The sequence below is a fragment of the Shinella zoogloeoides genome (assembly GCF_030733845.1).
GTDB lineage: Bacteria > Pseudomonadota > Alphaproteobacteria > Rhizobiales > Rhizobiaceae > Shinella > Shinella zoogloeoides_C.
In genome coordinates, this window is sequence record NZ_CP132311.1 from 684,155 (window position 1) to 704,076 (window position 19,922).

General features: G+C 66.4%; 25 protein-coding genes. 15 read left to right on the plus strand and 10 right to left on the minus strand.

Annotation, left to right across the window (positions count from 1 at the left end; all coding sequences use genetic code 11):
* Positions 1-23: 23 nt before the first annotated feature.
* From Q9316_RS04250 to Q9316_RS04260, 3 genes are all read left to right on the plus strand, one after another.
* Positions 24-251, plus strand: a complete 228-nt coding sequence (locus Q9316_RS04250; protein ID WP_024270186.1) for a F0F1 ATP synthase subunit C — start codon at positions 24-26, stop codon at positions 249-251.
* 88 nt (positions 252-339) lie between these two features.
* Positions 340-993 carry a F0F1 ATP synthase subunit B gene (locus Q9316_RS04255; protein ID WP_306034003.1) on the plus strand — a complete coding sequence of 218 codons (654 nt, stop codon included), beginning with the start codon at positions 340-342 and terminating at the stop codon, positions 991-993.
* A 10-nt stretch (positions 994-1,003) separates the two neighbouring features.
* Entirely contained in the window at positions 1,004-1,489 is a 486-nt protein-coding gene (locus tag Q9316_RS04260; protein WP_306034004.1) for a F0F1 ATP synthase subunit B, read from the plus strand.
* Between the two features lie 71 nt (positions 1,490-1,560).
* Here the strand turns inward: Q9316_RS04260 and Q9316_RS04265 are convergent, their stop codons facing one another.
* The 5 genes from Q9316_RS04265 to Q9316_RS04285 form a co-directional block, all read right to left on the minus strand.
* Positions 1,561-2,184: an ATP-dependent Clp protease proteolytic subunit gene (locus Q9316_RS04265; RefSeq protein ID WP_306034005.1), complete on the minus strand. Its 624-nt coding sequence runs from the start codon at positions 2,182-2,184 to the stop codon at positions 1,561-1,563.
* A 38-nt stretch (positions 2,185-2,222) separates the two neighbouring features.
* On the minus strand, positions 2,223-2,582 hold the full coding sequence (locus tag Q9316_RS04270) for an SRPBCC family protein (protein ID WP_306034006.1): 360 nt from the start codon (positions 2,580-2,582) through the stop codon (positions 2,223-2,225).
* On the minus strand, positions 2,579-2,893 hold the full coding sequence (locus tag Q9316_RS04275; protein WP_306035202.1) for an ArsR/SmtB family transcription factor: 315 nt from the start codon (positions 2,891-2,893) through the stop codon (positions 2,579-2,581). The genes Q9316_RS04270 and Q9316_RS04275 overlap by 4 nt, the downstream gene beginning before the upstream one ends.
* A gap of 116 nt (positions 2,894-3,009) precedes the next feature.
* Positions 3,010-3,660 (minus strand): ribonuclease HII, encoded by a 651-nt coding sequence (locus tag Q9316_RS04280; protein ID WP_306034007.1) that lies wholly within the window; start codon positions 3,658-3,660, stop codon positions 3,010-3,012.
* 183 nt (positions 3,661-3,843) lie between these two features.
* Complete coding sequence (locus tag Q9316_RS04285) at positions 3,844-5,001, minus strand: PA0069 family radical SAM protein (RefSeq protein ID WP_306034008.1); 1,158 nt, start codon at positions 4,999-5,001, stop codon at positions 3,844-3,846.
* 151 nt (positions 5,002-5,152) lie between these two features.
* On the opposite strand from Q9316_RS04285, the gene Q9316_RS04290 reads away from it, so the two are divergent.
* Complete coding sequence (locus tag Q9316_RS04290) at positions 5,153-5,677, plus strand: glycosyl transferase (RefSeq protein ID WP_306034009.1); 525 nt, start codon at positions 5,153-5,155, stop codon at positions 5,675-5,677.
* A 38-nt stretch (positions 5,678-5,715) separates the two neighbouring features.
* On the opposite strand, the gene moaB is transcribed toward Q9316_RS04290, so the two are convergent.
* The 4 genes from moaB to Q9316_RS04310 all read right to left on the minus strand — a co-directional run bounded on the left by moaB (position 5,716) and on the right by Q9316_RS04310 (position 10,472).
* Positions 5,716-6,264, minus strand: a complete 549-nt coding sequence (gene moaB, locus Q9316_RS04295; protein ID WP_306034010.1) for a molybdenum cofactor biosynthesis protein B — start codon at positions 6,262-6,264, stop codon at positions 5,716-5,718.
* Positions 6,251-7,156 (minus strand): 4-(cytidine 5'-diphospho)-2-C-methyl-D-erythritol kinase, encoded by a 906-nt coding sequence (locus Q9316_RS04300; RefSeq protein WP_306034011.1) that lies wholly within the window; start codon positions 7,154-7,156, stop codon positions 6,251-6,253. The genes moaB and Q9316_RS04300 overlap by 14 nt, the downstream gene beginning before the upstream one ends.
* A gap of 278 nt (positions 7,157-7,434) precedes the next feature.
* Positions 7,435-9,291 carry a tetratricopeptide repeat protein gene (locus Q9316_RS04305; RefSeq protein ID WP_306034012.1) on the minus strand — a complete coding sequence of 619 codons (1,857 nt, stop codon included), beginning with the start codon at positions 9,289-9,291 and terminating at the stop codon, positions 7,435-7,437.
* A gap of 164 nt (positions 9,292-9,455) precedes the next feature.
* Positions 9,456-10,472, minus strand: a complete 1,017-nt coding sequence (locus Q9316_RS04310; protein ID WP_306034013.1) for a polyprenyl synthetase family protein — start codon at positions 10,470-10,472, stop codon at positions 9,456-9,458.
* A 108-nt stretch (positions 10,473-10,580) separates the two neighbouring features.
* On the opposite strand from Q9316_RS04310, the gene Q9316_RS04315 reads away from it, so the two are divergent.
* From Q9316_RS04315 to Q9316_RS04355, 9 genes are all read left to right on the plus strand, one after another.
* On the plus strand, positions 10,581-10,802 hold the full coding sequence (locus Q9316_RS04315) for a putative signal transducing protein (protein ID WP_306034014.1): 222 nt from the start codon (positions 10,581-10,583) through the stop codon (positions 10,800-10,802).
* Positions 10,803-11,034: 232 nt separating this feature from the next.
* A complete protein-coding gene (locus tag Q9316_RS04320) occupies positions 11,035-11,811 on the plus strand; it encodes a tRNA1(Val) (adenine(37)-N6)-methyltransferase (protein ID WP_306034015.1) in 777 nt (258 codons plus the stop codon).
* Between the two features lie 49 nt (positions 11,812-11,860).
* A complete protein-coding gene (locus Q9316_RS04325) occupies positions 11,861-12,124 on the plus strand; it encodes a CopG family ribbon-helix-helix protein (protein ID WP_306034016.1) in 264 nt (87 codons plus the stop codon).
* The gene (locus Q9316_RS04330; RefSeq protein WP_306034017.1) at positions 12,124-12,441 is read left to right on the plus strand and encodes a type II toxin-antitoxin system RelE/ParE family toxin; all 318 of its coding nucleotides are present in this window, start codon (positions 12,124-12,126) and stop codon (positions 12,439-12,441) included. Before Q9316_RS04325 ends, Q9316_RS04330 begins: the two co-directional genes overlap by 1 nt.
* 81 nt (positions 12,442-12,522) lie before the next feature.
* The gene (locus tag Q9316_RS04335; RefSeq protein WP_306034018.1) at positions 12,523-13,398 is read left to right on the plus strand and encodes a S49 family peptidase; all 876 of its coding nucleotides are present in this window, start codon (positions 12,523-12,525) and stop codon (positions 13,396-13,398) included.
* 37 nt (positions 13,399-13,435) lie between these two features.
* The gene (locus Q9316_RS04340; RefSeq protein WP_306034019.1) at positions 13,436-13,627 is read left to right on the plus strand and encodes a hypothetical protein; all 192 of its coding nucleotides are present in this window, start codon (positions 13,436-13,438) and stop codon (positions 13,625-13,627) included.
* 208 nt (positions 13,628-13,835) lie between these two features.
* Positions 13,836-14,906: a dTDP-glucose 4,6-dehydratase gene (locus tag Q9316_RS04345; RefSeq protein ID WP_306034020.1), complete on the plus strand. Its 1,071-nt coding sequence runs from the start codon at positions 13,836-13,838 to the stop codon at positions 14,904-14,906.
* Between the two features lie 314 nt (positions 14,907-15,220).
* Positions 15,221-16,177, plus strand: coding sequence for a glycine--tRNA ligase subunit alpha (locus Q9316_RS04350; RefSeq protein WP_306034021.1), 957 nt, complete (start codon positions 15,221-15,223; stop codon positions 16,175-16,177).
* Between the two features lies 1 nt (position 16,178).
* Entirely contained in the window at positions 16,179-16,724 is a 546-nt protein-coding gene (locus Q9316_RS04355; protein ID WP_306034022.1) for a nucleoside kinase, read from the plus strand.
* A gap of 6 nt (positions 16,725-16,730) precedes the next feature.
* Here the strand turns inward: Q9316_RS04355 and Q9316_RS04360 are convergent, their stop codons facing one another.
* The gene (locus tag Q9316_RS04360) at positions 16,731-16,928 is read right to left on the minus strand and encodes a hypothetical protein (RefSeq protein ID WP_306034023.1); all 198 of its coding nucleotides are present in this window, start codon (positions 16,926-16,928) and stop codon (positions 16,731-16,733) included.
* Between the two features lie 197 nt (positions 16,929-17,125).
* On the opposite strand from Q9316_RS04360, the gene Q9316_RS04365 reads away from it, so the two are divergent.
* Positions 17,126-17,674, plus strand: a complete 549-nt coding sequence (locus Q9316_RS04365) for a LemA family protein (RefSeq protein WP_306034024.1) — start codon at positions 17,126-17,128, stop codon at positions 17,672-17,674.
* A gap of 13 nt (positions 17,675-17,687) precedes the next feature.
* Positions 17,688-19,625 carry a DUF2207 domain-containing protein gene (locus Q9316_RS04370; RefSeq protein ID WP_306034025.1) on the plus strand — a complete coding sequence of 646 codons (1,938 nt, stop codon included), beginning with the start codon at positions 17,688-17,690 and terminating at the stop codon, positions 19,623-19,625.
* Positions 19,626-19,922 lie beyond the last annotated feature (297 nt).

Consider the following 19,922-nt stretch of genomic DNA (forward strand, 5'->3'; position numbering starts at 1 on the left):
ACAACCCATTCAAGGAGTTTCACATGGAAGCGGAAGCAGCAAAGTTCATCGGCGCAGGTCTTGCCACGTTCGGTCTCGCCGGCACGGCTCTCGGCCTCGGCAACATCTTCGGCAACTACCTGGCCGGCGCTCTGCGCAACCCGTCTGCTGCCGACAGCCAGTTCGGCCGTCTCGTATTCGGCTTCGCCGTTACGGAAGCTCTGGGCATCTTCTCGCTGCTCATCGCTCTCCTTCTCCTCTTCGCCGTCTGATATCGGCCGAGGACTGGACCATGGCCCTTCGGGCCGTGGTCCATCGTACGCTTAGTACATTCTTTGTGAGTGCCCCCTGGAGGTGAGCATGTCCGTGACCTTGGCATCGGCCGAGTCCACCCCTTTCGAAATCGCCCAGGCGGAAACCCCTGCGACGACGCATGAGACCCCTGCGGACACGCATGCGGCTCAGCCGGCAGGCGAGGTGCACACCGAAACCGGTGTCGCCCATGGCGAAGAAGCAGGTTCCGGCGTCTTCCCGCCGTTCGACCAGACCACGTTCGCATCGCAGCTCCTGTGGCTGGCGATTACCTTCGGTCTTTTCTACCTTCTCATGTCGAAGGTCGTCATTCCGCGCATCGGCAGCATCCTCGAGACGCGCCACGACCGCATCGCGCAGGATCTCGACGAGGCATCGCGCCTGAAGGCGGAAGCCGACGCCGCGATCGCTTCCTACGAGCAGGACCTGGCCACTGCCCGCGCCAAGGGCAACGCGATCGCCGCGGCCGCCCGTGACGAAGCCAAGGCCAAGGCCGACGCCGAGCGCGCCAAGATCGAAGCCTCGCTGCAGGACAAGATCGCCGGTGCCGAAACGCGCATCGCCGAAATCAAGGCCAAGGCGCTTGCCGATGTCGGCACGATCGCCGAGGAAACCACGGCAGCCGTGGTCGAGCAGCTGATCGGCGCCAAGGCCACCAAGGCCGAGATCGCTTCGGCCGTCAAAACGTCCGCAGGCGAATAAGGAGCGAACCATGGCATTCGACGCAACATTCTTTGCCTTTGTCGGCCTCCTGCTGTTCCTCGCCCTCATCGCCTACCTCAAGGTTCCCGGCATGATGGCGAAGGGCCTCGACGCCCGCGCGGAGAAGATCCAGAACGAGCTGGCGGAAGCCAAGCGTCTTCGCGAGGAAGCCCAGCACCTGCTCGCCGAATACCAGCGCAAGCGCAAGGATGCCGAAGCGGAAGCCGCCAGCATCGTCGCCGCCGCTGAACGCGAGGCAAGCGCCCTGACGGCGGAAGCCAAGCAGAAGACCGAGGAATACGTGACCCGCCGCACGGCACTGTCCGAGCAGAAGATCAAGCAGGCGGAAGCCGACGCGATCAACGCCGTGCGCGCCGCCGCCGTCGACCTCGCAGTCGCTGCCGCCGAGAAGGTCATCGCCGCCAAGTCCGACGCCGCGACCGGCAAGGCGCTGTTCGACAACGCCATCAGCGAAGTGAAGACCCGCCTCAACTGAGGCCTTCACCCAATGATTTGAGAAAAGGCCGGAGCGATCCGGCCTTTTTCGTTTGGTGCCGATCCTGACCGTCAGGCCTCCGCCGGATGCGCCTCGGCGATATCGCGCTCGGTGAGGACGCGGTCGATCAGGCCCCATTCCAGCGCCTCCTCGGCCGTCATGAAGCGGTCGCGGTCCATGGCCCGCTCGAACTCCTCGTAGCTGCGCCCGCAATGCTCCGCATAAAGCCGCGTCATGCGCTGCTTGGTCTTCAATATCTCCTCGGCATGGATGAGCATGTCCGATGCCTGTCCCTGGAAGCCGCCCAGCGGCTGGTGGATGAGGATGCTGGCATTGGGCAGGGCGGCGCGCTGGCCGGGCTCGCCCGCCATCAGCAGGAACGATCCCATGGAGCGCGCCGTGCCCATGCAGAGCGTGTGCACGGGCGCACGGATGAACCGCATGGTGTCGTACATCGCAAAGCCGCTGGTCACCATGCCGCCGGGCGAATTGACGTAGAGCTGGATCGGCTTCTTCGGGTTCTCCGCCTCCAAGAACAGGAGCTGCGCGCAGACGAGCGCGGACACCGTGTCGTTCACCTCGCCATTGAGGAAGATGATCCGCTCCCGCAGCAGGCGGGAGTAGATATCGAAGGAGCGTTCGCCCCGGCTGGATTGCTCGACCACCATGGGGACGAGCTGCATCGCTTCGCGCATAGGCGAACTCCTGTCTTGTTGCGTGATGTGGGTTGGTGTCAGGCGGCTCGCATCAGCGAGAGCCCGTTGTCGTTCACCGCCTGCGGCCCGTGCGGCGCGAGCCGCGCATCGTCCAGGCCATGGACGATGCGAAGCGTCGTGCCGCCGTCGGCGTTGGGGCGAAGCTGGAAGGCCACGAGGCTTTCAAGATAGGGCGGTGCGTCGTCCCGCATCCTGTAGCGGATTTCCTCGCCGGGGACTATCGAGACCGGCGCGGCATCGGCGAGGTCGCCGCCAGGCAGCCATCTCTCGCGAAACGCCGGGATGCTGATCGCCCGCCAGACCTTCTCGGTCGGCGCGTCCAGTTCGTATTCGCACACGAGGTCCGGTGCCGGTCGATTGGATGTCCTGTCGTTCATTGGTCCATGTCCTTCAGCAAATCCTTCAACGCATCGATCCGCGCCGGCCAGTAGGCACGGTACTTCGTGAGCCATCTGGCTATGAGCGCAAGCCCGTCCGGATCGACCTCGTAGTTCACGAAACGCCCCCGGCGCTCCTCGCGCACCAGCCCCGCACCGCGCAGCACCGCCAGATGCTGCGACATGGCCGGCTGGCTGATCTCCATGCCGTCGCGAAGCGCGCTGGCATTCATCGCCCCGCCCGCCAGTTTCTCGAAGATCGTGCGGCGTGTCGGGTCGGCAAGCGCCTTGAATATCTCGTTCTCGATCATGGGAGTGAGATAAGCATACACTTATCTGATTTGCAATGGCGATATCGCGCGCCAGCGTTTCGTCCTCTGCGGAGGACCTGTCACAGGTGTTGGGGGAAACGGCTGCCCGTTGCCGTTCAATCCTGCTTGAGCGGGCGGAAGGTCATGCGGTGCAGGCGGCAGGGGCCGATGGCCTGGATGGCCTTGCGGTGGACCTCGGTGGCGTAGCCGGCGTGGATGGCGAAGCCGTAGCCGGGGAAGGTCGCCTCGGCGCGGGCCATCATGCGGTCGCGCATGACCTTCGCCACGATGGAGGCGGCGGCGATGGAAACGGAGAGCGCGTCGCCCTTGATGACCGCACGGCCCTCGCAGGCAAGGCCCGGCGGCACGTCGCGCCCGTCGGTGAGCACCAGCTTGGGCGCGACCTCGAGGCCCGCGACCGCCCGGCGCATGGCGTCGAGGCTCGCCTTGCGGATGTCGATGATGTCGATGCGGCGCGACGAGCTGGAGGCGACCGAGACGAAGGCGCTTTGCATGATGAGGGCGAACAGCGCCTCGCGCTTCGCCATGCTCAACTGCTTGGAATCGTTGAGGCCCGGTGGGATGTTGTCCGGGTCGAGCACCACGGCGGCAGCGACGACGGGACCGGCGAGCGGCCCGCGGCCGGCCTCGTCCGTGCCGGCGACCGGCCAGAGGCCGCGCTTGCGGGCGGCCATCTCCATCGAGAAGTCCGGCCCTTCGGGAAGGTCGAAAAGAAGGCGGGAATCGGAGGATGCGGGACGGGACATGCGGCGAACCTCGCACATCCATCCGATTCCCTGCAAGTCCCCCGGCAGGAGGCGGATGCCGGGGGAACGACCGGTGCGCCCGGGGACTGGCGGACCGGAAGATGGGCCGAGCGCGAAGGCTCGGAAATTCGTCTATTCCTGGCTCCCGAAACGCATCTGGCATGCGTCCAGGTCGCCGGGGGATCACAGCAGCGAGAGCTGCACGCCGCTGCCCGAGGGCGGCACGAACTGGTCGACGGCGAGGTTGCGGCGGGTGCGGGTCAGTTCCAACCGCTTGCTCGCCATCTCGAAGCGCCGGGCGATCTGCCAGGCATAGGGGCCGGCGCCCTTCATGCGCTTGCCGAACTCGGCGTCATAGTCCTTGCCGTCGCGCATGGAGCGCACCAGCGACATGACGTGGCGGTAGCGGTCCGGGTAGTTGCGCAGCAGCCAGTCGCGGAAGAGCGGGCTCACCTCCAGCGGCAGGCGGAGCAGGACATAGCTCGCCTCCAGCGCCCCGGCCGCCTTGCCCGAATCGAGCACCCGCTCGATCTCGTGGTCGTTGAGGCCGGGAATGATCGGCGCCATCATGATGGCGGTCGGGATGCCGGCATCCGAGAGCGCGCGGATCGCCTCCAGCCGGCGCGGCGGGGTCGCGGCGCGCGGCTCCATGGTGCGGGCGAGCTTGCGGTCGAGCGTGGTGACGGACATGCCCACCCAGGCAAGGCCGCGGGCCGCCATGCGCGAGAGGATGTCGATGTCGCGCATGACGAGCGCCGACTTGGTGACGATCGAGACCGGATGGTTCGCCTTGTCGAGCACGTCGAGGATCTGGCGCATGATGCGCCATTCCTTCTCGATCGGCTGGTAGGGATCGGTGTTGGTGCCGATGGCGATGACCCGCGGCTTGTAGCCGGGCTTGGAAAGCTCGCGCTCCAGGAGTTTCGGCGCATCGGGCTTGGCGAAGAGCTTCGCCTCGAAATCGAGGCCGGCCGAAAGGCCCATGAAGGCATGCGTCGGCCGGGCGAAGCAGTAGATGCAGCCATGCTCGCAACCGCGATAGGGATTGATTGAGCGGTCGAAGGGAATGTCCGGCGATTCGTTGCGGGTGATGATGGTGCGCGGCTTTTCGACCTGCACCTCGGTGCGGAAGGGCGGCAGCTCCTCCAGCGTCTGCCAGCCGTCGTCGAAGCCTTCCCGCGTCACCGGCTCGAACCGGCCGGTGAAATTCAGGCCCGCCCCGCGGCCACGCCGGCGATCCCCGTCCACGCGCATGCCCGTCTGGGCCATCAGCGCATCGGCAACGTCCTTCGTGTGGCCGGGCGCAAGCGCGCCCTGCCTGAGGCTGACAAGATCGTTCATGGTGGTCTCCGGCGGGGCTGCGTCGCCCCGATTCAATGACTATATTCCTATCGCTGGAATGAGAACAATGCAAGAACAAATTTCGGCGCGGCCGCTAACCATGCGCGCGTCCGGCGGTGGCGTTCGATGTTGCAATGCGGTATGGGAGGGGATGCTGACGATCATCATGGAATGCCGGGACGACGAGGCGGAACTGGCGCAGACGCTATCGGCGCTCGTCGCCGGGGCCGTCGAGGGCGTGGTGCGCGACGTGATCGTGCTCGACCACGGCTCGCGCGACGGCTCAGCCAGGGTGGCGGATGCGGCGGGCTGCCGCTTCCTGGCCGACTGGGACCTGGCGGAGGTCGTGCGTTCGGCGCGTGGCGACTGGCTGCTTCTGCTGGAGCCGGGCGCGCGCCCGCTCGCCGGCTGGGTCGATGCCGTCGTCGACCATGTCGCGATCAATCCCGACCCGGCACGCTTTGCCGGTGCGCGCGGCTATCGCCGGCCGTTCCTCGAAAGATTCGCGCGCAGGGCGCCGCCGCTGGAGCAGGGCTATCTCGTCAGCAAGCATCAGGCGCTGGCGCATGCGCGCGCGGGCATGGCGCTGTCCGACATGGTGCGCGGCGGCAAGGTGCGCGGGCTCGGCGCCGAGATCGTGCCAGCCTGGGCGGTGAAGGCGATGCGGGCGGGTTAGGGCAAATTGTGCGCAGCGGTGTTGCGTCCGTAAATGCTCTACCCGGCAGAGCGCTTCAGGTGCTCGTCGAGCCGCGGCATGATTTCCACGAAATTGCAGGGCATGTGGCGGTAGTCGAGCTGCCCCTTGAGGATGCCGTCCCAGGCGTCCTTGCAGGCGCCGGGCGAGCCGGGCAGCACGAAGACGAAGGTGGCATTGAGCACGCCGCCGGTGGCGCGCGACTGGATGGTCGACGTGCCGATCTTGTCGTAGGAGATGCGGTGGAACACTTCGGAAAAGCCGTCCATGCGCTTTTCGAAGATCGGCTCCAGCGCTTCGGGCGTCACGTCACGACCGGTAAAGCCAGTGCCGCCGGTGGTGATGACCACGTCGATATCGTCGTTTCGGCTCCAGCTTTCCACCTGCGCGCGGATCGCGGCGACGTCGTCCTTGACGATGGCGCGGGCGGCGAGACGGTGGCCGGTTTCCACGATGCGGGCGGCGAGCGTGTCGCCGGACTTGTCGTTCTCAGGCGTGCGCGTGTCCGAGACGGTGAGCACGGCGATGCCGACCGGAATGAAGGGTCTCGTCTCGTCAATGCGCGTCATCGCTCGCTCCCAGGGTAGAGGTGGCGGTGAAGAACCAGTGCGGATGACGCTCGGAAAGCCTCGCCGCCGCCGCTTCCGCCGCGTCATGCGCATGATATAGCGCGAAGCAGGTCGCGCCGGAACCGGACATGCGCACGACGCGCGCTTCGGTCGCGGCAAGGTTCTGCGCGATCAGCGATATCTCCGGGCAAAGCCGGCGGGCAGGGGGTTCCAGGTCGTTGCGCAGCGCGCCGATGGCGGCGATCCAGTCCGCGGGCTCGCCGGGCTCCACGGCAAGCGCAAGCGGCGGATTGTGCTTCGAGGCGAGCGCCTTGAAGACGGCCGGCGTCGAGACGCCGACGAGGGGATTGGCGAGCACCATGGCAAGCGCCGGCATCGCGACCGGCGTGATGTCGTCCCCGACGCCCCGGGCGATCAGCGGCCGGCCGGCAAGGCACATGGGCACGTCGGCGCCGAGGCCGAGCGCGAGGGCGTCGAGATCGGCCTTCGGCAGGCCGGCCTGCCACAGCGAGAGCAGCCCGCGCAGCGTCGCGGCCGCATCCGCCGAGCCGCCGCCGATGCCCGACGCGATGGGCAGGTTCTTTTCCAGATGGATGTGCACGGGCGGGGCGGCTTGCCCGCTGTCCGCCAGCGCCGTCCGCAGTCCGTCGCGCGCGCGGGTGACGAGGTTGTCGCCATCCGCCGAAAGCGCCCCGGCGAAGCGGCCGGACAGCGTGAAGCGGTCTTCCGCAGCCGGCGTGAGGCCGATGCGGTCGCCGAAGGCGGTGAAGGTCACCAGGCTGTCGAGCAGATGATAGCCATCCGCGCGCTGGCCGACGACGGCAAGCGCCAGATTGATCTTGGCGGGGGCCTGTTCGAGGATGGCGACGTGCGAGAGGTTGTCACGCGGCATGGCCGGTTATCCGCTTGTGAAGGGGAAGGGCTGACGGCCGGAACCCCCCTCTGCCCTGCCGGGCATCTCCCCCTCAAGGGGGGAGATTGGATTTGGCAATGTTTCGCCTATCTCCAGCGTTGCTGATGAAGCAAGGCTCTCGCTCCTTGCCGATCTCCCCCCTTGAGGGGGAGATGCCCGGCAGGGCAGAGGGGGGTGCCCGTAAACGGGCTCGTTCATATGCGGCCGCCTTTCCGACAGACAGGAAGCGCTGGACGCCATGTGCGCGAGCATGGGGATCAGGACTTACGGTCGGCCGCCTTGCCTTCCGGCGAGGTGTTTTCGGCCGGCTTCTCGTCCTTCGCCTCGGCGGAGGCCGGGGCGGTCTTCTTCAATTCGGGCAGGCCGTTGGCGATCTTCAGCTTGATCTTGGGAATCTCCGCCTCTTCCGGCTTCAGGCCGAGCGCGCGGTTCCACTGGAAGGTGGCCTCCAGCTTGCGGCCGACGCGCCAGTAGGCATCGCCCAGATGGTCGTTGATCGTCGGGTCGCCGGCCTTCAGCTCGGCCGCGCGCTCCAGCTCCGCCACGGCATCGTCGAAGCGGTCGAGGCGGAAATAGGCCCAGCCGAGCGAATCGACGATGTAGCCGTCATCCGGCTTGAGGCTGACGGCCTTGCGGATCATGTCCAGCCCCTCGTCGAGGTTCCGGTTCATGTCCACCCACGAATAGCCGAGATAGTTCAGCACCTGCGGCTGGTCCGGGTTCAATTCCAGCGCCTTGCGGAAGTTCGGCTCGGCCTTGTCCCATTCCTTCAGACGCTCATAGGCGATGCCGCGCTGGAAGAAGATGCTCCAGTGGTTGCGCTGGGGCACGGCGCCGATGACATCGGCCGCCTTGTCGTAGAGCGCGCCCATCGCCTTGTAGTCCTTGGCGTCGGAAAACACGCTGCCGAGCGCCAGATAGGACCGCAGGTCCGCCGGGTCGGCGTCGATCAGCGCCTGGAGGTGCTTCTTGGCCTCCTCGACCTTGCCCGTATCGGCAAGGTTGAGGCCGAGCTGCAGCTCGGAAATACGCCGCATCGGCGATTTTTCCGGCACGGCGCGGTAATATTCGATGGCACGGTCGGCCTTCTTCTGGTTCTCGGCAAGGCCGCCGAGCAGGACGAGCACGTCGTCGCTGTCGGGATCGAGCGCGCGCGCCGCCTGCATGTAGAGCGAGACGATGTCTTCCGCGCCTTCGCGGTTCAGCGCCCCGCCGATCGAGAAGAGCACGGCGGCGGCGCCCTGGGCGGCGGTGCGGACCTGCTGCTCCTGCTTCTCGCCGGCCTCGATGCTCTGGCGCAGCGCCTTCAGCGGCGCATAGCTGGTGATGAAGCTGTCGCCGACCGACACCGCATCGAGCGCCTTCTGCTTGTTGCCGTCGCGCGCTTCGAGGCGCGCGAGCGCCATGACCGCGCGCAGGAACGTGTCGGGCGCGGCGCTGGCGCCGTTGCGGTCGAGGATCGCCTCGTTGAGCCGGGCGCGCGCGGTCGCCTTGTCGCCGGCGGCAGCGGCCAGCGCCCCGGCATGGTAGTTCTTGAAGATCGAAAGCCATTCCGGCCCTTCCATGCCGGAGATCAGCTTCAGCGCCTCCTTGGACTTGCCGTCGCCGAACTTGGCCCAGGCGAGCAGCAGGTCGTTCATCATCCGGTCGAGATCGTTCGGGCCGTTATAGACGAGGATGCGCTCGGCGGTCTTGTATTCCCGCTTGCGGATCGCCTCCATGCCGCGCACGACGGAGGTGATGCGCTCGACGGCCGGGTCGTTCTTCAACGCATCGGCGAACTTCACGCCCTCGGAAAAGTCGCCGTTCATCAGCTGCGTCACCATCAGGCGCTGCTTGACGTCGGAATTCGTCGGATCGAACTGCAGGGCGATCTTGTAGAGCGCGACGGCGGTCTCGTAGTCCTTGTCGAAATCCGCGGTGCGGGCGGCAAGGAAGGCACCGGAGAAGGTGTTGACGCTCAAGGGATCGAACGGCGTTTCCTCCGCGGCGGCTGCGGCCGCAGGCTTTTCCTCCGCGTAAGCCGCCTGAGGGCCGGCCAGGGAGCCGGCAAGCGCGATGCTGGCCGCAATCGCCACGCCGGAAAGAAGCCGAAGGAGAAGGGAATGCCGCATCAAAATGCCTTTCGCCACAAAGTATGGAGTTCGCCCCGGAGCTCGAACATGGCACAACGTGCCACGATGGCGCCCAAATCAGTCACGGACTCATGACGGCAGAGAATGGCTTTTTTGGCGCGGTGCGGCAAGAAAATCCTGCCGGACCGTTTTGGGCGCTCCGGTCAGCTGACGCGCGCGATCGCGAAGTCGATCACGTCGAGCAGCGCATCCTTCCAGGGCGTCGCCGGAAGGGGGGCGAGCGCGTCGCGGGCGATCATGCCGTAGTGCTGCGCGCGCGCGATGGTGTCCGTCAGGCCGCCATAGCGCGAGATGAGCCCGAGCGCGTGCTCCAGATTGGCGTCGTCGCTCTTGCCGCCCTCGATCGCCTCGCGCCAGAAGGCGCGGTCATCAGCCGTGCCGCGGCGCCAGGCCAGGATGACCGGCAGCGTGATCTTGCCCTCGCGGAAGTCGTCGCCGGTGTTCTTGCCGAGATCGGCCGCCTTGCCGCCGTAGTCCAGCGCGTCGTCGACGAGTTGGAAGGCAAGGCCGAGATTCATGCCGTAGGATTTCAGCGCGTTGCGCTGCGCCTTGCTGGCATTGGCGATGATCGGGCCGACTTCCGCGGCGGCTGCGAAGAGCGCCGCCGTCTTGGCGCGGATGACCTCCAGGTAGTCGTCCTCGGTCGTCTCCATGTTCTTGGCGACGGAGAGCTGCAGCACCTCGCCCTCCGCGATCACGGTGGCGGCGGTGGAGAGCACGTCGAGCGCTTCGAGCGAGCCGACCTCCACCATCATCTTGAAGGCCTGGCCGAGCAGGAAGTCGCCGACCAGCACGCTCGCCTGGTTGCCCCAGATCATGCGCGCGGTGGATTTGCCGCGTCTGAGATCGCTCTCGTCCACCACGTCGTCGTGCAGCAGCGTCGCGGTGTGCATGAACTCGACGCTGGTCGCCAGCTTGACGTGATGGTCGCCGTCATAGCCGAACATCGAGGCGGCAGCGAGCGTCAGCATCGGACGCAGGCGCTTGCCGCCGGAGGAGATCAGGTGGTTGGCGACCTCCGGGATCATCTGCACGTCGGAACCGGCCTTCGACAGGATGAGCTGGTTCACCCGCTCCATATCGGCCTTCGTGAGGTCGACGAGCGGTTTCACCGACGCCTGTTTGTTTTTGCCTTCTTCAAGCGGTATCACGACGCCCAAATGCCCGGACTCCTGTTCATTTTTGTTGAAAGACAATAGAAAGCGGGGCCTTCTGCGGCAAGAGGCGAATTGTCCCGCCTCCGGAATTATGGCTGGAAAACGACCGGAATGATCGAACTGATCCGCACCAACGACCCTGTCCTGCTCTCTTTCGCCGAGAGCCTGATGAAGGAGGCGAAAATCCACTGCCTGATCGCCGACGAGGGCATGAGCATCCTCGAGGGCTCCCTCGGCATGCTGCCGCGCCGCTTCCTGGTGGAAAGCGACCGGGAGGACGAGGCGCGGCAGATCCTGAAGGACGCCGGCCTTGCGGCGGAGCTGCGCCCGTGAGGATGGCGGTTTTTGTGTTGCCGTCCGTTGCCGGGATACCCCCCTCTGCCCTGCCGGGCATCTCCCCCTCACGGGGGGGGATCGGCAGGGGGCTGGCTCTTTGCTCAAATCGCAACGTCGGAGATGGGCGAAGACGACGCTCCATCCAATCTCCCCCCTTGAGGGGGAGATGCCCGGCAGGGCAGAGGGGGGTGAGCAACATCCGCTCCGCTTTCGAAAAAGCCTCGAATCCATGACCGTCACCGAAACCGTCGACGCCTTCCACTATGGCCGCTTCCACGTCGTCCAGCCGAAGGGCGTCGGCCACCGCTCGGGCATGGACGCCATGCTGCTGGCGGCGCTGGTGACCGGCGAGGGGCCGATGCGGGTGGCCGATCTCGGGGCCGGGGCGGGGGCGGCCGGCCTTGCCGTCGCATCGCGCATCGAGAAGGCCGAGGTGATGCTGGTCGAGCGCTCGCCGCTCATGGCCGACTTCGCCCGCAAGTCGGTCGCGCTCCCGTCGAATGCCGCCCTTGCGGGCCGCGTCCATGTTCTGGAGGCGGACGTCTCGCTCGCCGGCAAGGCACGCGTCGCGACGGGGCTGGCGGACGAGGCCTTCGACCACGTCATCATGAACCCGCCCTTCAATGACCGCATCTACAACCGCCCGCCCGATGCCCTGAAGGCCGAGGCGCATGCGATGGACGGCGATCTTTTCGAACGCTGGATCCGCACGGCGGGCGCCATCCTGAAGCCCGGCGGCCAGCTCTCGCTGATCGCCCGTCCGCAATCGATCGCCGAGATCATCGCTGCCTGCGGCCGCCGCTTCGGCGGCATCGAGATCACCGCGCTGCACCCGCGTGCCGACGAGGCGGCGCTGCGCATCCTCGTCACCGCCATCAAGGGCCGGCGAACCAGCCTTTCAATGCGGATGCCGCTCGTCATGCACGACCCCGGCCAGCACGCCTTCACGCCTTTCGTCAAGGACCTCAACAACGGCCTTGCAAGCTACCCGCGGCTGCGGCGTTGACAATCTGACGGATATCGAAGACCCTGTATTACAAAAGGAAGGGTTTTTCATGGAAAATCAAAGAAGCCTCTCCGATCCTATAACCCTTCGGCTGCCGAGTGACCTGCTGGGCGACATCGAGGCGATCGCGCGCATTTCCGGCCGATCCCGCAGCTGGGTCATGGTTCGGGCGATGAAGGCCTATCTCGCAGCCGAAGGGCAGGAGATACTCGAACTCGACCGTGCCCGCCAGGCCGCCGCGCAGGAAGGGGCGACGGAACTGGATGATTTGCTCGCCGAACTCGACGGCAACCTTCCGGGCAACGCCGCCTGATGCTGAAGGTGCTGTTCGCGCCGCCGGCCAGAGCCTTCATCGAGCAGGAGATCCGCTATCTGCGGGATCGCAATCCTGCCGCTGCGATGGCGTTCCGGATGAGCGTGACGCGCCTTGGCCGGCAGCTTGCGCGCTTTCCGCATTCCGGCTTCCTGCGCCAGGATATTCCCTTGAGCGGCATTTACCGCATCGTTCTCGGCGACTATCGCATCGACTACGAACTGATCGAAGGCGCCGTGCTCGTTCTGCTCATGCGCCATGGGCATCAGGCGGAACCCGGTCTTCCCGTCGATGACGATGAGGACTACGAGACGTAGGTGATTTCCGCTGCCGATCTTGCGTTTTCGCCCGCCGTGCATACATCAGCCGGACAACGAAAACAGGAGACAGATCGCGCGATGGCCGGATTTTTGAAGAGGCTGGTACCGAAGAAGTTCCGCAAGGAAGGCGTCGTGATCCCGGTCGTCCGGCTGCAGGGGGCGATCATGGCGAGCGGCAGCCAGTTCCGCCCGCCGCTGAACCTCGCCACCGCCGCGCCCGCGCTGGAAAAGGCTTTTGCCTACAAGGACGCGCCGGCTGTTGCGATCTCCATCAATTCCCCCGGCGGCTCGCCGGTGCAGTCGCGGCTGATCTTCCAGCGCATCCGTGATCTTGCGGCCGAGAAGAACAAGCATGTGCTCGTCTTCGTCGAGGACGTCGCGGCATCGGGCGGCTACATGATCGCGCTCGCCGGCGACGAGATCTTCGCTGATCCGACCTCCATCGTCGGCTCCATCGGCGTCGTTTCGGGCGGTTTCGGTTTCCCGGAAATGCTGAAGAAGATCGGGGTCGAGCGGCGCGTCTATACGGCGGGCACCAACAAGGCGATCCTCGATCCCTTCCAGCCGGAGCGGGAAAACGAGATCGAGTACCTGAAATCCCTTCAGCTCGAGATTCACCAGGTCTTCATCGACATGGTGAAGGCGCGCCGGGGCACGAAGCTGGCGGACGACCCGGACCTGTTCTCCGGCCTGTTCTGGACCGGCAGCCGCGGCCGCGCGCTCGGCCTTGTCGACGGGCTTTCCGACATGCGATCGGAGCTGAAACGGCGCTACGGGCCGAAGACGCGGCTGGAGCTCGTCTCGGCGCCCAAGGGGCTGTTTGGTCGCAAGTCTCCCGGCGTCGGGGGGCTTTCCGGCGACATGGCGGAGCGTATAGGCTCTGCCGGCGTGGCGGCGGTGGCCGGCCTTGCGGAGGAAAAGGCGCTCTGGGGCCGTTTCGGGCTCTCCGGATAAGCGCCGGAGCAACAATAAAAGAACAAGGGGAGGGGCGATGGCCCAGATCATCTTTCTGCTTCTGATCGTCGGGCTTGCCTGGTTCGGCTATCGCAAGTTCGTGGCCGATGCCGAGCGGCTGAGCAAGCTGCGCAAGCGCTCCGACGAGGAGCGCCGCACGGGGGCGACCGGCACGCTCGTCAAGGATCCGGAGACCGGCGAATATCGCCTGCGCCGCGAGGACGAGTAGCGTTGCGGCACGTTTCGTGCCGCCGCGGGACTGCTCGAAAAAGCCCCGCCGTGCCGTCTCGGCACATTAACCACGCCCCGTAAGGTTAACGCCGTTTTTATTCGTTTGCACGCCGGGGGCCACGTTGCTCCCGCGCGCAGGAGAGCCGATCTGTGAGCCAAGGGCCGCATGCGGCGGCCGACGCGTCTGGAACGAACGGAGTAACCCCATGGCCTCGCTGAACCTCGATCGGATTCGCACCATCGTCGTGACGGGCGGTGCGGGCTTCGTCGGCTCGCATATCGTCGACGACCTTCTGGCGCACTGCCCGAATGCCCGCATCCGCGTGCTCGATGCCTTCACCTATGCTGCCGACATGTCCCATCTCGACGCCGCCTTCCGCACGGGCCGCGTGACGATCCAGGAAGGCGACATCGGCAATCTCGACCTCGTGACGGAGATGCTGAAGGACGCCGACCTCGTCGTGCATGCGGCGGGCGAAAGCCATGTCGAGCGCGCCTTCTCCGTGCCGGAACGGTTCACGGTGGCCAATGCGCTTGGCACGCAGGTGCTCGTCGAGGCGATGGGCCGCCGCCGCGTGCCGCTGATGATCCATGTCAGCTCGGCGGACGTCTACGGCGCGGGCACCGGCGACCCGTTCGGCGAACACACGCCGCTCCTGCCGGACAACCCCTACGGCGCCTCCAAGGCCGCCGCCGAAATGCTGATTGCCGGCCTCACCCGCTCCTTCGACCTCGATATCCGCGTGCTGCGGCCGGTCAACATCGTCGGCACGCGCCAGAACACCGAAAAGCTGCTGCCGCTCTTCCTGGAGCTTGCCGCCGTCGGCCGGCCGCTGCCGGTGCACGGCGACGGCACGCAGACCCGCGCCTTCGTCACCATGGCGGATTTCTGCGCGGCGGTTCGCGCGGTCATCACGCGCGGCGCCGAGAACGCCACCTACAACGTGGCCGGCAACGACGTGCACGACGTGCTCTCCGTCGCCCGCATGGTCCTCGATGCGGTGCAGGATCCGGTTTCCGGCGTCAGCTTCACCGGCGGCCGGCCGGGCAATGCCAGCCGTCCGCCGCTCGATACGACCGCGCTGCGGGCGCTCGGCTGGCAGGCGAGGGGCTCGCTCGCCCGCGAGCTGCCGATGCTTGCCGCCTGGTATGGCGCCCGCGTACCGGGCGGCGCGCGCCGCCGCCTCGCGCAGGTGCCGGACCTCGCGCCGCAGCGCGTGCAGGCCGTCACCCAGGCCGCCGGCTCCGGGCTCTTCCGCTCGCTCGAACGGCATTGAGTTTTTTCCTCGGGGTTTTTCGCGCTGGCTCTGAATGCGCGGCTTACCCCCCTCTGCCCTGCCGGGCATCTCCCCCTCAAGGGGGGAGATCGGCAAGCGGCAAGAACCTTGCTTCATCAGCAACGCTGGAGATGGGCGAAACAGTGCCCCATTCAATCTCCCCCCTTGAGGGGGAGATGCCCGGCAGGGCAGAGGGGGGTATGGCGCGGCACGCCCCCCAGGGAACGGTCCCATCCGCCTGAAACCCTTGACCCATCTGGCGCATCGTGGCACCAGTCCGCCAGCTTTTCAAAGAATGCCCGGACACCGAACCGATGACCTCTGCCGCCCTGCCTGACCATATGAACCCGACCCGCTCCTTCCAGGGGCTGATCCTGACGCTGCACGATTACTGGGCGGACAAGGGTTGCGCGGTTCTCCAGCCCTACGACATGGAAGTCGGCGCCGGCACGTTCCATCCGGCAACGACGCTGCGCGCGCTCGGGCCGCGCCCCTGGCGCGCCGCCTATGTGCAGCCCTCGCGCCGCCCGTCGGATGGCCGCTACGGCGAGAACCCCAACCGCCTCCAGCACTATTACCAGTACCAGGTCATCCTGAAACCGAACCCGTCGAACCTGCAGGAGCTCTATCTCGGCTCGCTCGCCGCCATCGGTCTCGATCCGCTGCTGCATGACGTGCGCTTCGTCGAGGACGACTGGGAAAGCCCGACGCTCGGCGCCTGGGGGCTCGGCTGGGAATGCTGGTGTGACGGCATGGAAGTCTCGCAGTTCACCTATTTCCAGCAGGTCTGCGGCATTGAATGCGCGCCCGTCGCCGGCGAGCTGACCTATGGCCTCGAACGCCTCGCCATGTACGTGCAGGGTGTCGACAACGTCTACGACCTCAACTTCAACGGCCGCGAGGGTGCGGAAAAAATCACCTATGGCGACGTCTTCCTGCAGGCCGAGCAGGAATATTCCCGCCATAATTTCGAATATGCCGACACCGCCATGCTGCATCGCCACTTCATCGATGCGGAGAAGGAGTGCCAGGCGCTGCTCGCCGCCGGTGCGCCGGGCGACAGCAACGTGCTGCACAAATGCGTGCTGCCGGCCTACGACCAGTGCATCAAGGCCTCCCACGTCTTCAACCTGCTCGACGCCCGCGGCGTGATCTCCGTGACCGAACGCCAGAGCTATATCCTGCGCGTGCGCGCGCTGGCCAAGGCCTGCGGCGAGGCCTTCCTGCTGACGGATGCCGGCGGGGCGAACTGGAACCGGGACGCGGCCTGACATGAACGGCGCGCCGGGCCTGATCGTTCACATCAACGGTTGGCCGGGCACGGGAAAGCTGACGATCGGCCGGCTCCTGGCCGATCGGCTCGGGGCAAGGCTCCTCGACAACCACACCATGATCAATCCGGCGGAGGCGCTGTTCTCCCGCCGCGATCCCTTGCACTATTCGCTGCGCAACGCGGTGCGGGATGCGGTTTTCGAGCATCTGCTGCGCGCGCCGCCCGGCGGACGGTATGTCTTCACCGATGCCCTTGCCGACGACGACTGGGACCGGGGCCAGTTCGACTGGTATCGCGACCTTGCCGCGCAGCGCGGCGCCCGCCTTGCGGCGGTCCTGCTCGACTGCGGGATCGACGAGAACCGCCGCCGGCTGGTGGCGGGCGAGCGCGCGCATCTCCTCAAGCTCACGGATGTCACGGTTCTGGAATCGCTGCGGGCCCGACACCGGCTGCTCCGCCCGCAGGCCGACATGCTGATCGAGCTGGATGTCACGACTATCACGGCGGAAGCGGCGGCGCAGGCGATTGCCGACCGCCTCGGCTGAAAAACCTCAAGCCAGCGTCGAAACCTTCACGCCGAGTTCCCAGACGGGCTTCAGCGTCGGCATGGCGCCGGTCGGAAGCTGGCCGGCATAGGTCTGGAGCGCCCGGCGCACGCCCGACGGACGGTCGACCGCGGCGCCCATCGTGTAGGCGAGGAAGAGGGCGGTGAAACCGAGGACGTTGATGGTGAGGACGAGGGCTTTCATGACCGTTGCTTCTGGGGTTCGTGTTGTTGGTGAAGCGACTATCGGGCAAAGGCCGCCGCGGCGCGGTTCCCGCGGTTACAGGCCGGCACGCATCTGATGTTCTTGATGAAATCGGCGCCTCTTCCCGCGAGGGGGCTTTCCAGCGGCGCGGCGGATGCTAAGTTCCGGGTGAACGCCAAGAAGGAGCGGAGAACGTCATGATCGGTCTGGCAATCGCGGCAGTGGTCGTCATCTATGCCATCGTCGTCTACAACGGCCTGGTGCGCGCACGGCAGACGAAGGAAGAGGCCTGGTCGGGCATCGACGTCCAGCTGAAGCGCCGCGCCGACCTCATCCCCAACCTCTTGGAGACAGTGAAGGGCTACGCCGCGCACGAGAAGGAGACGCTGGAAAAGGTCGTCGAGCTGCGCAACCGCGCGCAGGCTGTGCCCGGCGACGACATTGCCGGCCGCGCCCAGGCCGAGGGCATGCTGAGCCAGGCGCTCGGCCGCCTCTTCGCCCTTGCCGAGGCCTATCCGGACCTCAAGGCCAACCAGAACTTCGCCGACCTGCAGGAGACGCTGGAGACGATCGAGGGCGAGATCCAGATGTCGCGCCGCTATTACAACGGCGCGGCGCGCGACCTCAACGTCAAGGTCGAAAGCTTCCCGTCGAACCTCCTCGCCAGTCTCTTCAAATTCGTGAAGGCGCCCTATTTCGAAGTGGAGAACCCGGACGACCGGGCCGTGCCGACCGTCAAGTTCTGACCCGGAGTTGCCGATGATGCGGATTGCCGCCCTGCTGGTGCTGTGGCTCTGGCTTATCGCCGGGGGCGCGGCGCGGGCGGAAGAATATTTCGACCGCTACCATTCCGACATTGCGGTGGCGAAGAACGGCACGCTGACGGTGACGGAGACGATCCGCGTCCACGCCGAGGGCAACAATATCCGCCGCGGCATCTACCGCGATTTCCCGCTCACCTTCGCCGATGCCGAGGGGCGCGAGCGCGAGGTCGGCTTCAGGATCGTCGGTGTCGAGCGCGACGGGCGGCCGGAGCCCTATCGCACGGAAACGATACGCCGCGGCATCCGCATCTATTTCGGCTCGGCCGACGTGCTGCTCGATACCGGTTTCCACGATTATCGCCTGACCTACGAGACGACGCGGCAGATCCGCTTCTTCGATACGCATGACGAGCTGTTCTGGAACGTCACCGGCACGGAATGGGCCTTTCCCATCCGCCGGGCCAGCGCGACGGTGACGCTGCCGCAAGGCGTCGATGCGCAGGAGCTGACCTATTTCACCGGTCCCTTCGGCGCGAAGGACAGGAATGCGCGGGCGGAAAACCGCGGCAACCGGGCGACCTTCGAGACGACGCGGGCGCTCGGCCCGCACGAGGGCCTGACGATCGGCGTGAAGATGCCGGCCGGCAGCATCGACAAGCCGACCGTGGCGGAGGAGCGCGCGCTCTTCCTCAAGGACAACCGCAACCTCTTCCTCGCCTTCGGCGGGCTGGTCCTCGTCGTCGGCTACTATCTCTGGGCCTGGGTCTCCGTCGGCCGCGACCCGCCGCGCGGCGTGGTCGTGCCGCGCTGGGATGCGCCGGAGGGCATGTCGCCGGCGCTCGTCAACTATATCGACGAGAAGGGGTTCGGCGGGCAGGGCTGGACGGCGATCTCCGCCTCCTTCCTCAATCTCGCGGTCAAGGGCCTCGTGGAGTTGCAGGACCTCAAGACGTCGATCACCGTCACCCGCACGGACAAGCAGGCCGCGGCGGACCTGCCGACCGGCGAGAAGGTGCTGCTCGGCGCGCTCGGCTCCGCCGGGTCCAGCCTCGTCATCGAGAAATCGAACGGCAAGCGCGTGCAGACGCTCGGCCGCGATTTCCGCGATGCGATGGAAAAGGAACATCGCCGCAAGTACTACCTCGCCAACTGGCCGCAGGTGATCGGCGGCATCCTGCTTTCGCTTGCCTGCCTGGCAAGCCTCGTCCTCTTCGGCTCGCTGCCGGAGGAGGGCATCGTGCTCGTCATCCTGCCGGTCTTCGCCTCGGTCTTCGTGTCGATCTTCTCGGTGGCGCTCGGCCAGAATCTCAGGCGCGCGAAATCGCTCGGGGCGCGTATCCTCGCGGTGGCGATCATCGCTTTCGTCGGCTTCGTCTTCGTCAGCGTCTTCGGCAGCATCGCCGTCGCGCTCTTTGCCGCGAGCGCCGCCACCGGCCATCTGCCGCTCTTTGCCGCCATCGGCGGCATCGTCGTGGCCAATCTCGTCTTCTTCTTCCTGATGGGCGCGCCGACGCCGCTCGGCCGCAAGATGATGGACGGCATCGCGGGCCTGCGGCAATACCTGACGCTCGCCGAGAAGGACCGCATGAACATGGCCGGCGCGCCGGAAATGTCGCCCCGCCATTTCGAGACCCTGCTGCCCTATGCCGTGGCGCTCGGCGTGGAAAAGCCCTGGTCACAGACCTTCGACCGCTGGCTTCTGGCGGCGGCTGCGGCCGGCGCCGCCGCCTACCAGCCCGTCTGGTATCACGGCGACAGCTTCTCCTCCGGCAGCTTCTCCGATCGCGTGGGCGGCTTTGCCGGCTCTATGGCGGGCACGATGACATCCTCGCTGCCCGACCCGCCGAAAAGCTCGTCCTCGGGCTTCTCGTCCGGCAGCGGCGGCGGTTCGTCCGGCGGGGGAGGCGGCGGCGGCGGTGGTGGCGGCTGGTAGGAGTTGCGTTTCAAAGACCCCTCCCTAAATCCCTCCCCACAAGGGGGAGGGTTATCGCATATGAAGTGAAACCACTGCGGTGTGTTCCCTTCTCCCCTGCGGGGAGAAGGTGCCGGCAGGCGGATGAGGGGGATGCCGAAGGCAAAAGGACAACGTTTCCCGCCGCATCACCCCCTTGCATGTTCATTTTGCATTGATTGCTTGATGATCGATGCGCACTCCGGCGGATGGCCATCCGCCGGAGTGCGGACGGTCGGGACCGCGACCCCCTTGGCTTGAACCGGGGATGAGCTTGGT

Excerpts from the sequence above, each read along its gene's own strand:
- moaB (WP_306034010.1), bottom strand. The coding sequence starts at position 6,264 with ATGACGCGCATTGACGAGACGAGACCCTTCATTCCGGTCGGCATCGCC.
- Q9316_RS04285 (WP_306034008.1), bottom strand. The coding sequence starts at position 5,001 with ATGAACGATCTTGTCAGCCTCAGGCAGGGCGCGCTTGCGCCCGGCCAC.
- Q9316_RS04315 (WP_306034014.1), top strand. The coding sequence starts at position 10,581 with ATGATCGAACTGATCCGCACCAACGACCCTGTCCTGCTCTCTTTCGCC.
- Q9316_RS04360 (WP_306034023.1), bottom strand. The coding sequence starts at position 16,928 with ATGAAAGCCCTCGTCCTCACCATCAACGTCCTCGGTTTCACCGCCCTC.
- Q9316_RS04340 (WP_306034019.1), top strand. The coding sequence starts at position 13,436 with ATGGCCCAGATCATCTTTCTGCTTCTGATCGTCGGGCTTGCCTGGTTC.
- Q9316_RS04270 (WP_306034006.1), bottom strand. The coding sequence starts at position 2,582 with ATGAACGACAGGACATCCAATCGACCGGCACCGGACCTCGTGTGCGAA.
- Q9316_RS04305 (WP_306034012.1), bottom strand. The coding sequence starts at position 9,291 with ATGCGGCATTCCCTTCTCCTTCGGCTTCTTTCCGGCGTGGCGATTGCG.
- Q9316_RS04255 (WP_306034003.1), top strand. The coding sequence starts at position 340 with ATGTCCGTGACCTTGGCATCGGCCGAGTCCACCCCTTTCGAAATCGCC.
- Q9316_RS04290 (WP_306034009.1), top strand. The coding sequence starts at position 5,153 with ATGCTGACGATCATCATGGAATGCCGGGACGACGAGGCGGAACTGGCG.
- Q9316_RS04260 (WP_306034004.1), top strand. The coding sequence starts at position 1,004 with ATGGCATTCGACGCAACATTCTTTGCCTTTGTCGGCCTCCTGCTGTTC.
- Q9316_RS04320 (WP_306034015.1), top strand. The coding sequence starts at position 11,035 with ATGACCGTCACCGAAACCGTCGACGCCTTCCACTATGGCCGCTTCCAC.
- Q9316_RS04350 (WP_306034021.1), top strand. The coding sequence starts at position 15,221 with ATGACCTCTGCCGCCCTGCCTGACCATATGAACCCGACCCGCTCCTTC.
- Q9316_RS04330 (WP_306034017.1), top strand. The coding sequence starts at position 12,124 with ATGCTGAAGGTGCTGTTCGCGCCGCCGGCCAGAGCCTTCATCGAGCAG.
- Q9316_RS04365 (WP_306034024.1), top strand. The coding sequence starts at position 17,126 with ATGATCGGTCTGGCAATCGCGGCAGTGGTCGTCATCTATGCCATCGTC.
- Q9316_RS04325 (WP_306034016.1), top strand. The coding sequence starts at position 11,861 with ATGGAAAATCAAAGAAGCCTCTCCGATCCTATAACCCTTCGGCTGCCG.
- Q9316_RS04300 (WP_306034011.1), bottom strand. The coding sequence starts at position 7,156 with ATGCCGCGTGACAACCTCTCGCACGTCGCCATCCTCGAACAGGCCCCC.
- Q9316_RS04355 (WP_306034022.1), top strand. The coding sequence starts at position 16,179 with ATGAACGGCGCGCCGGGCCTGATCGTTCACATCAACGGTTGGCCGGGC.
- Q9316_RS04250 (WP_024270186.1), top strand. The coding sequence starts at position 24 with ATGGAAGCGGAAGCAGCAAAGTTCATCGGCGCAGGTCTTGCCACGTTC.
- Q9316_RS04370 (WP_306034025.1), top strand. The coding sequence starts at position 17,688 with ATGATGCGGATTGCCGCCCTGCTGGTGCTGTGGCTCTGGCTTATCGCC.
- Q9316_RS04335 (WP_306034018.1), top strand. The coding sequence starts at position 12,523 with ATGGCCGGATTTTTGAAGAGGCTGGTACCGAAGAAGTTCCGCAAGGAA.
- Q9316_RS04275 (WP_306035202.1), bottom strand. The coding sequence starts at position 2,893 with ATGATCGAGAACGAGATATTCAAGGCGCTTGCCGACCCGACACGCCGC.
- Q9316_RS04265 (WP_306034005.1), bottom strand. The coding sequence starts at position 2,184 with ATGCGCGAAGCGATGCAGCTCGTCCCCATGGTGGTCGAGCAATCCAGC.
- Q9316_RS04345 (WP_306034020.1), top strand. The coding sequence starts at position 13,836 with ATGGCCTCGCTGAACCTCGATCGGATTCGCACCATCGTCGTGACGGGC.
- Q9316_RS04280 (WP_306034007.1), bottom strand. The coding sequence starts at position 3,660 with ATGTCCCGTCCCGCATCCTCCGATTCCCGCCTTCTTTTCGACCTTCCC.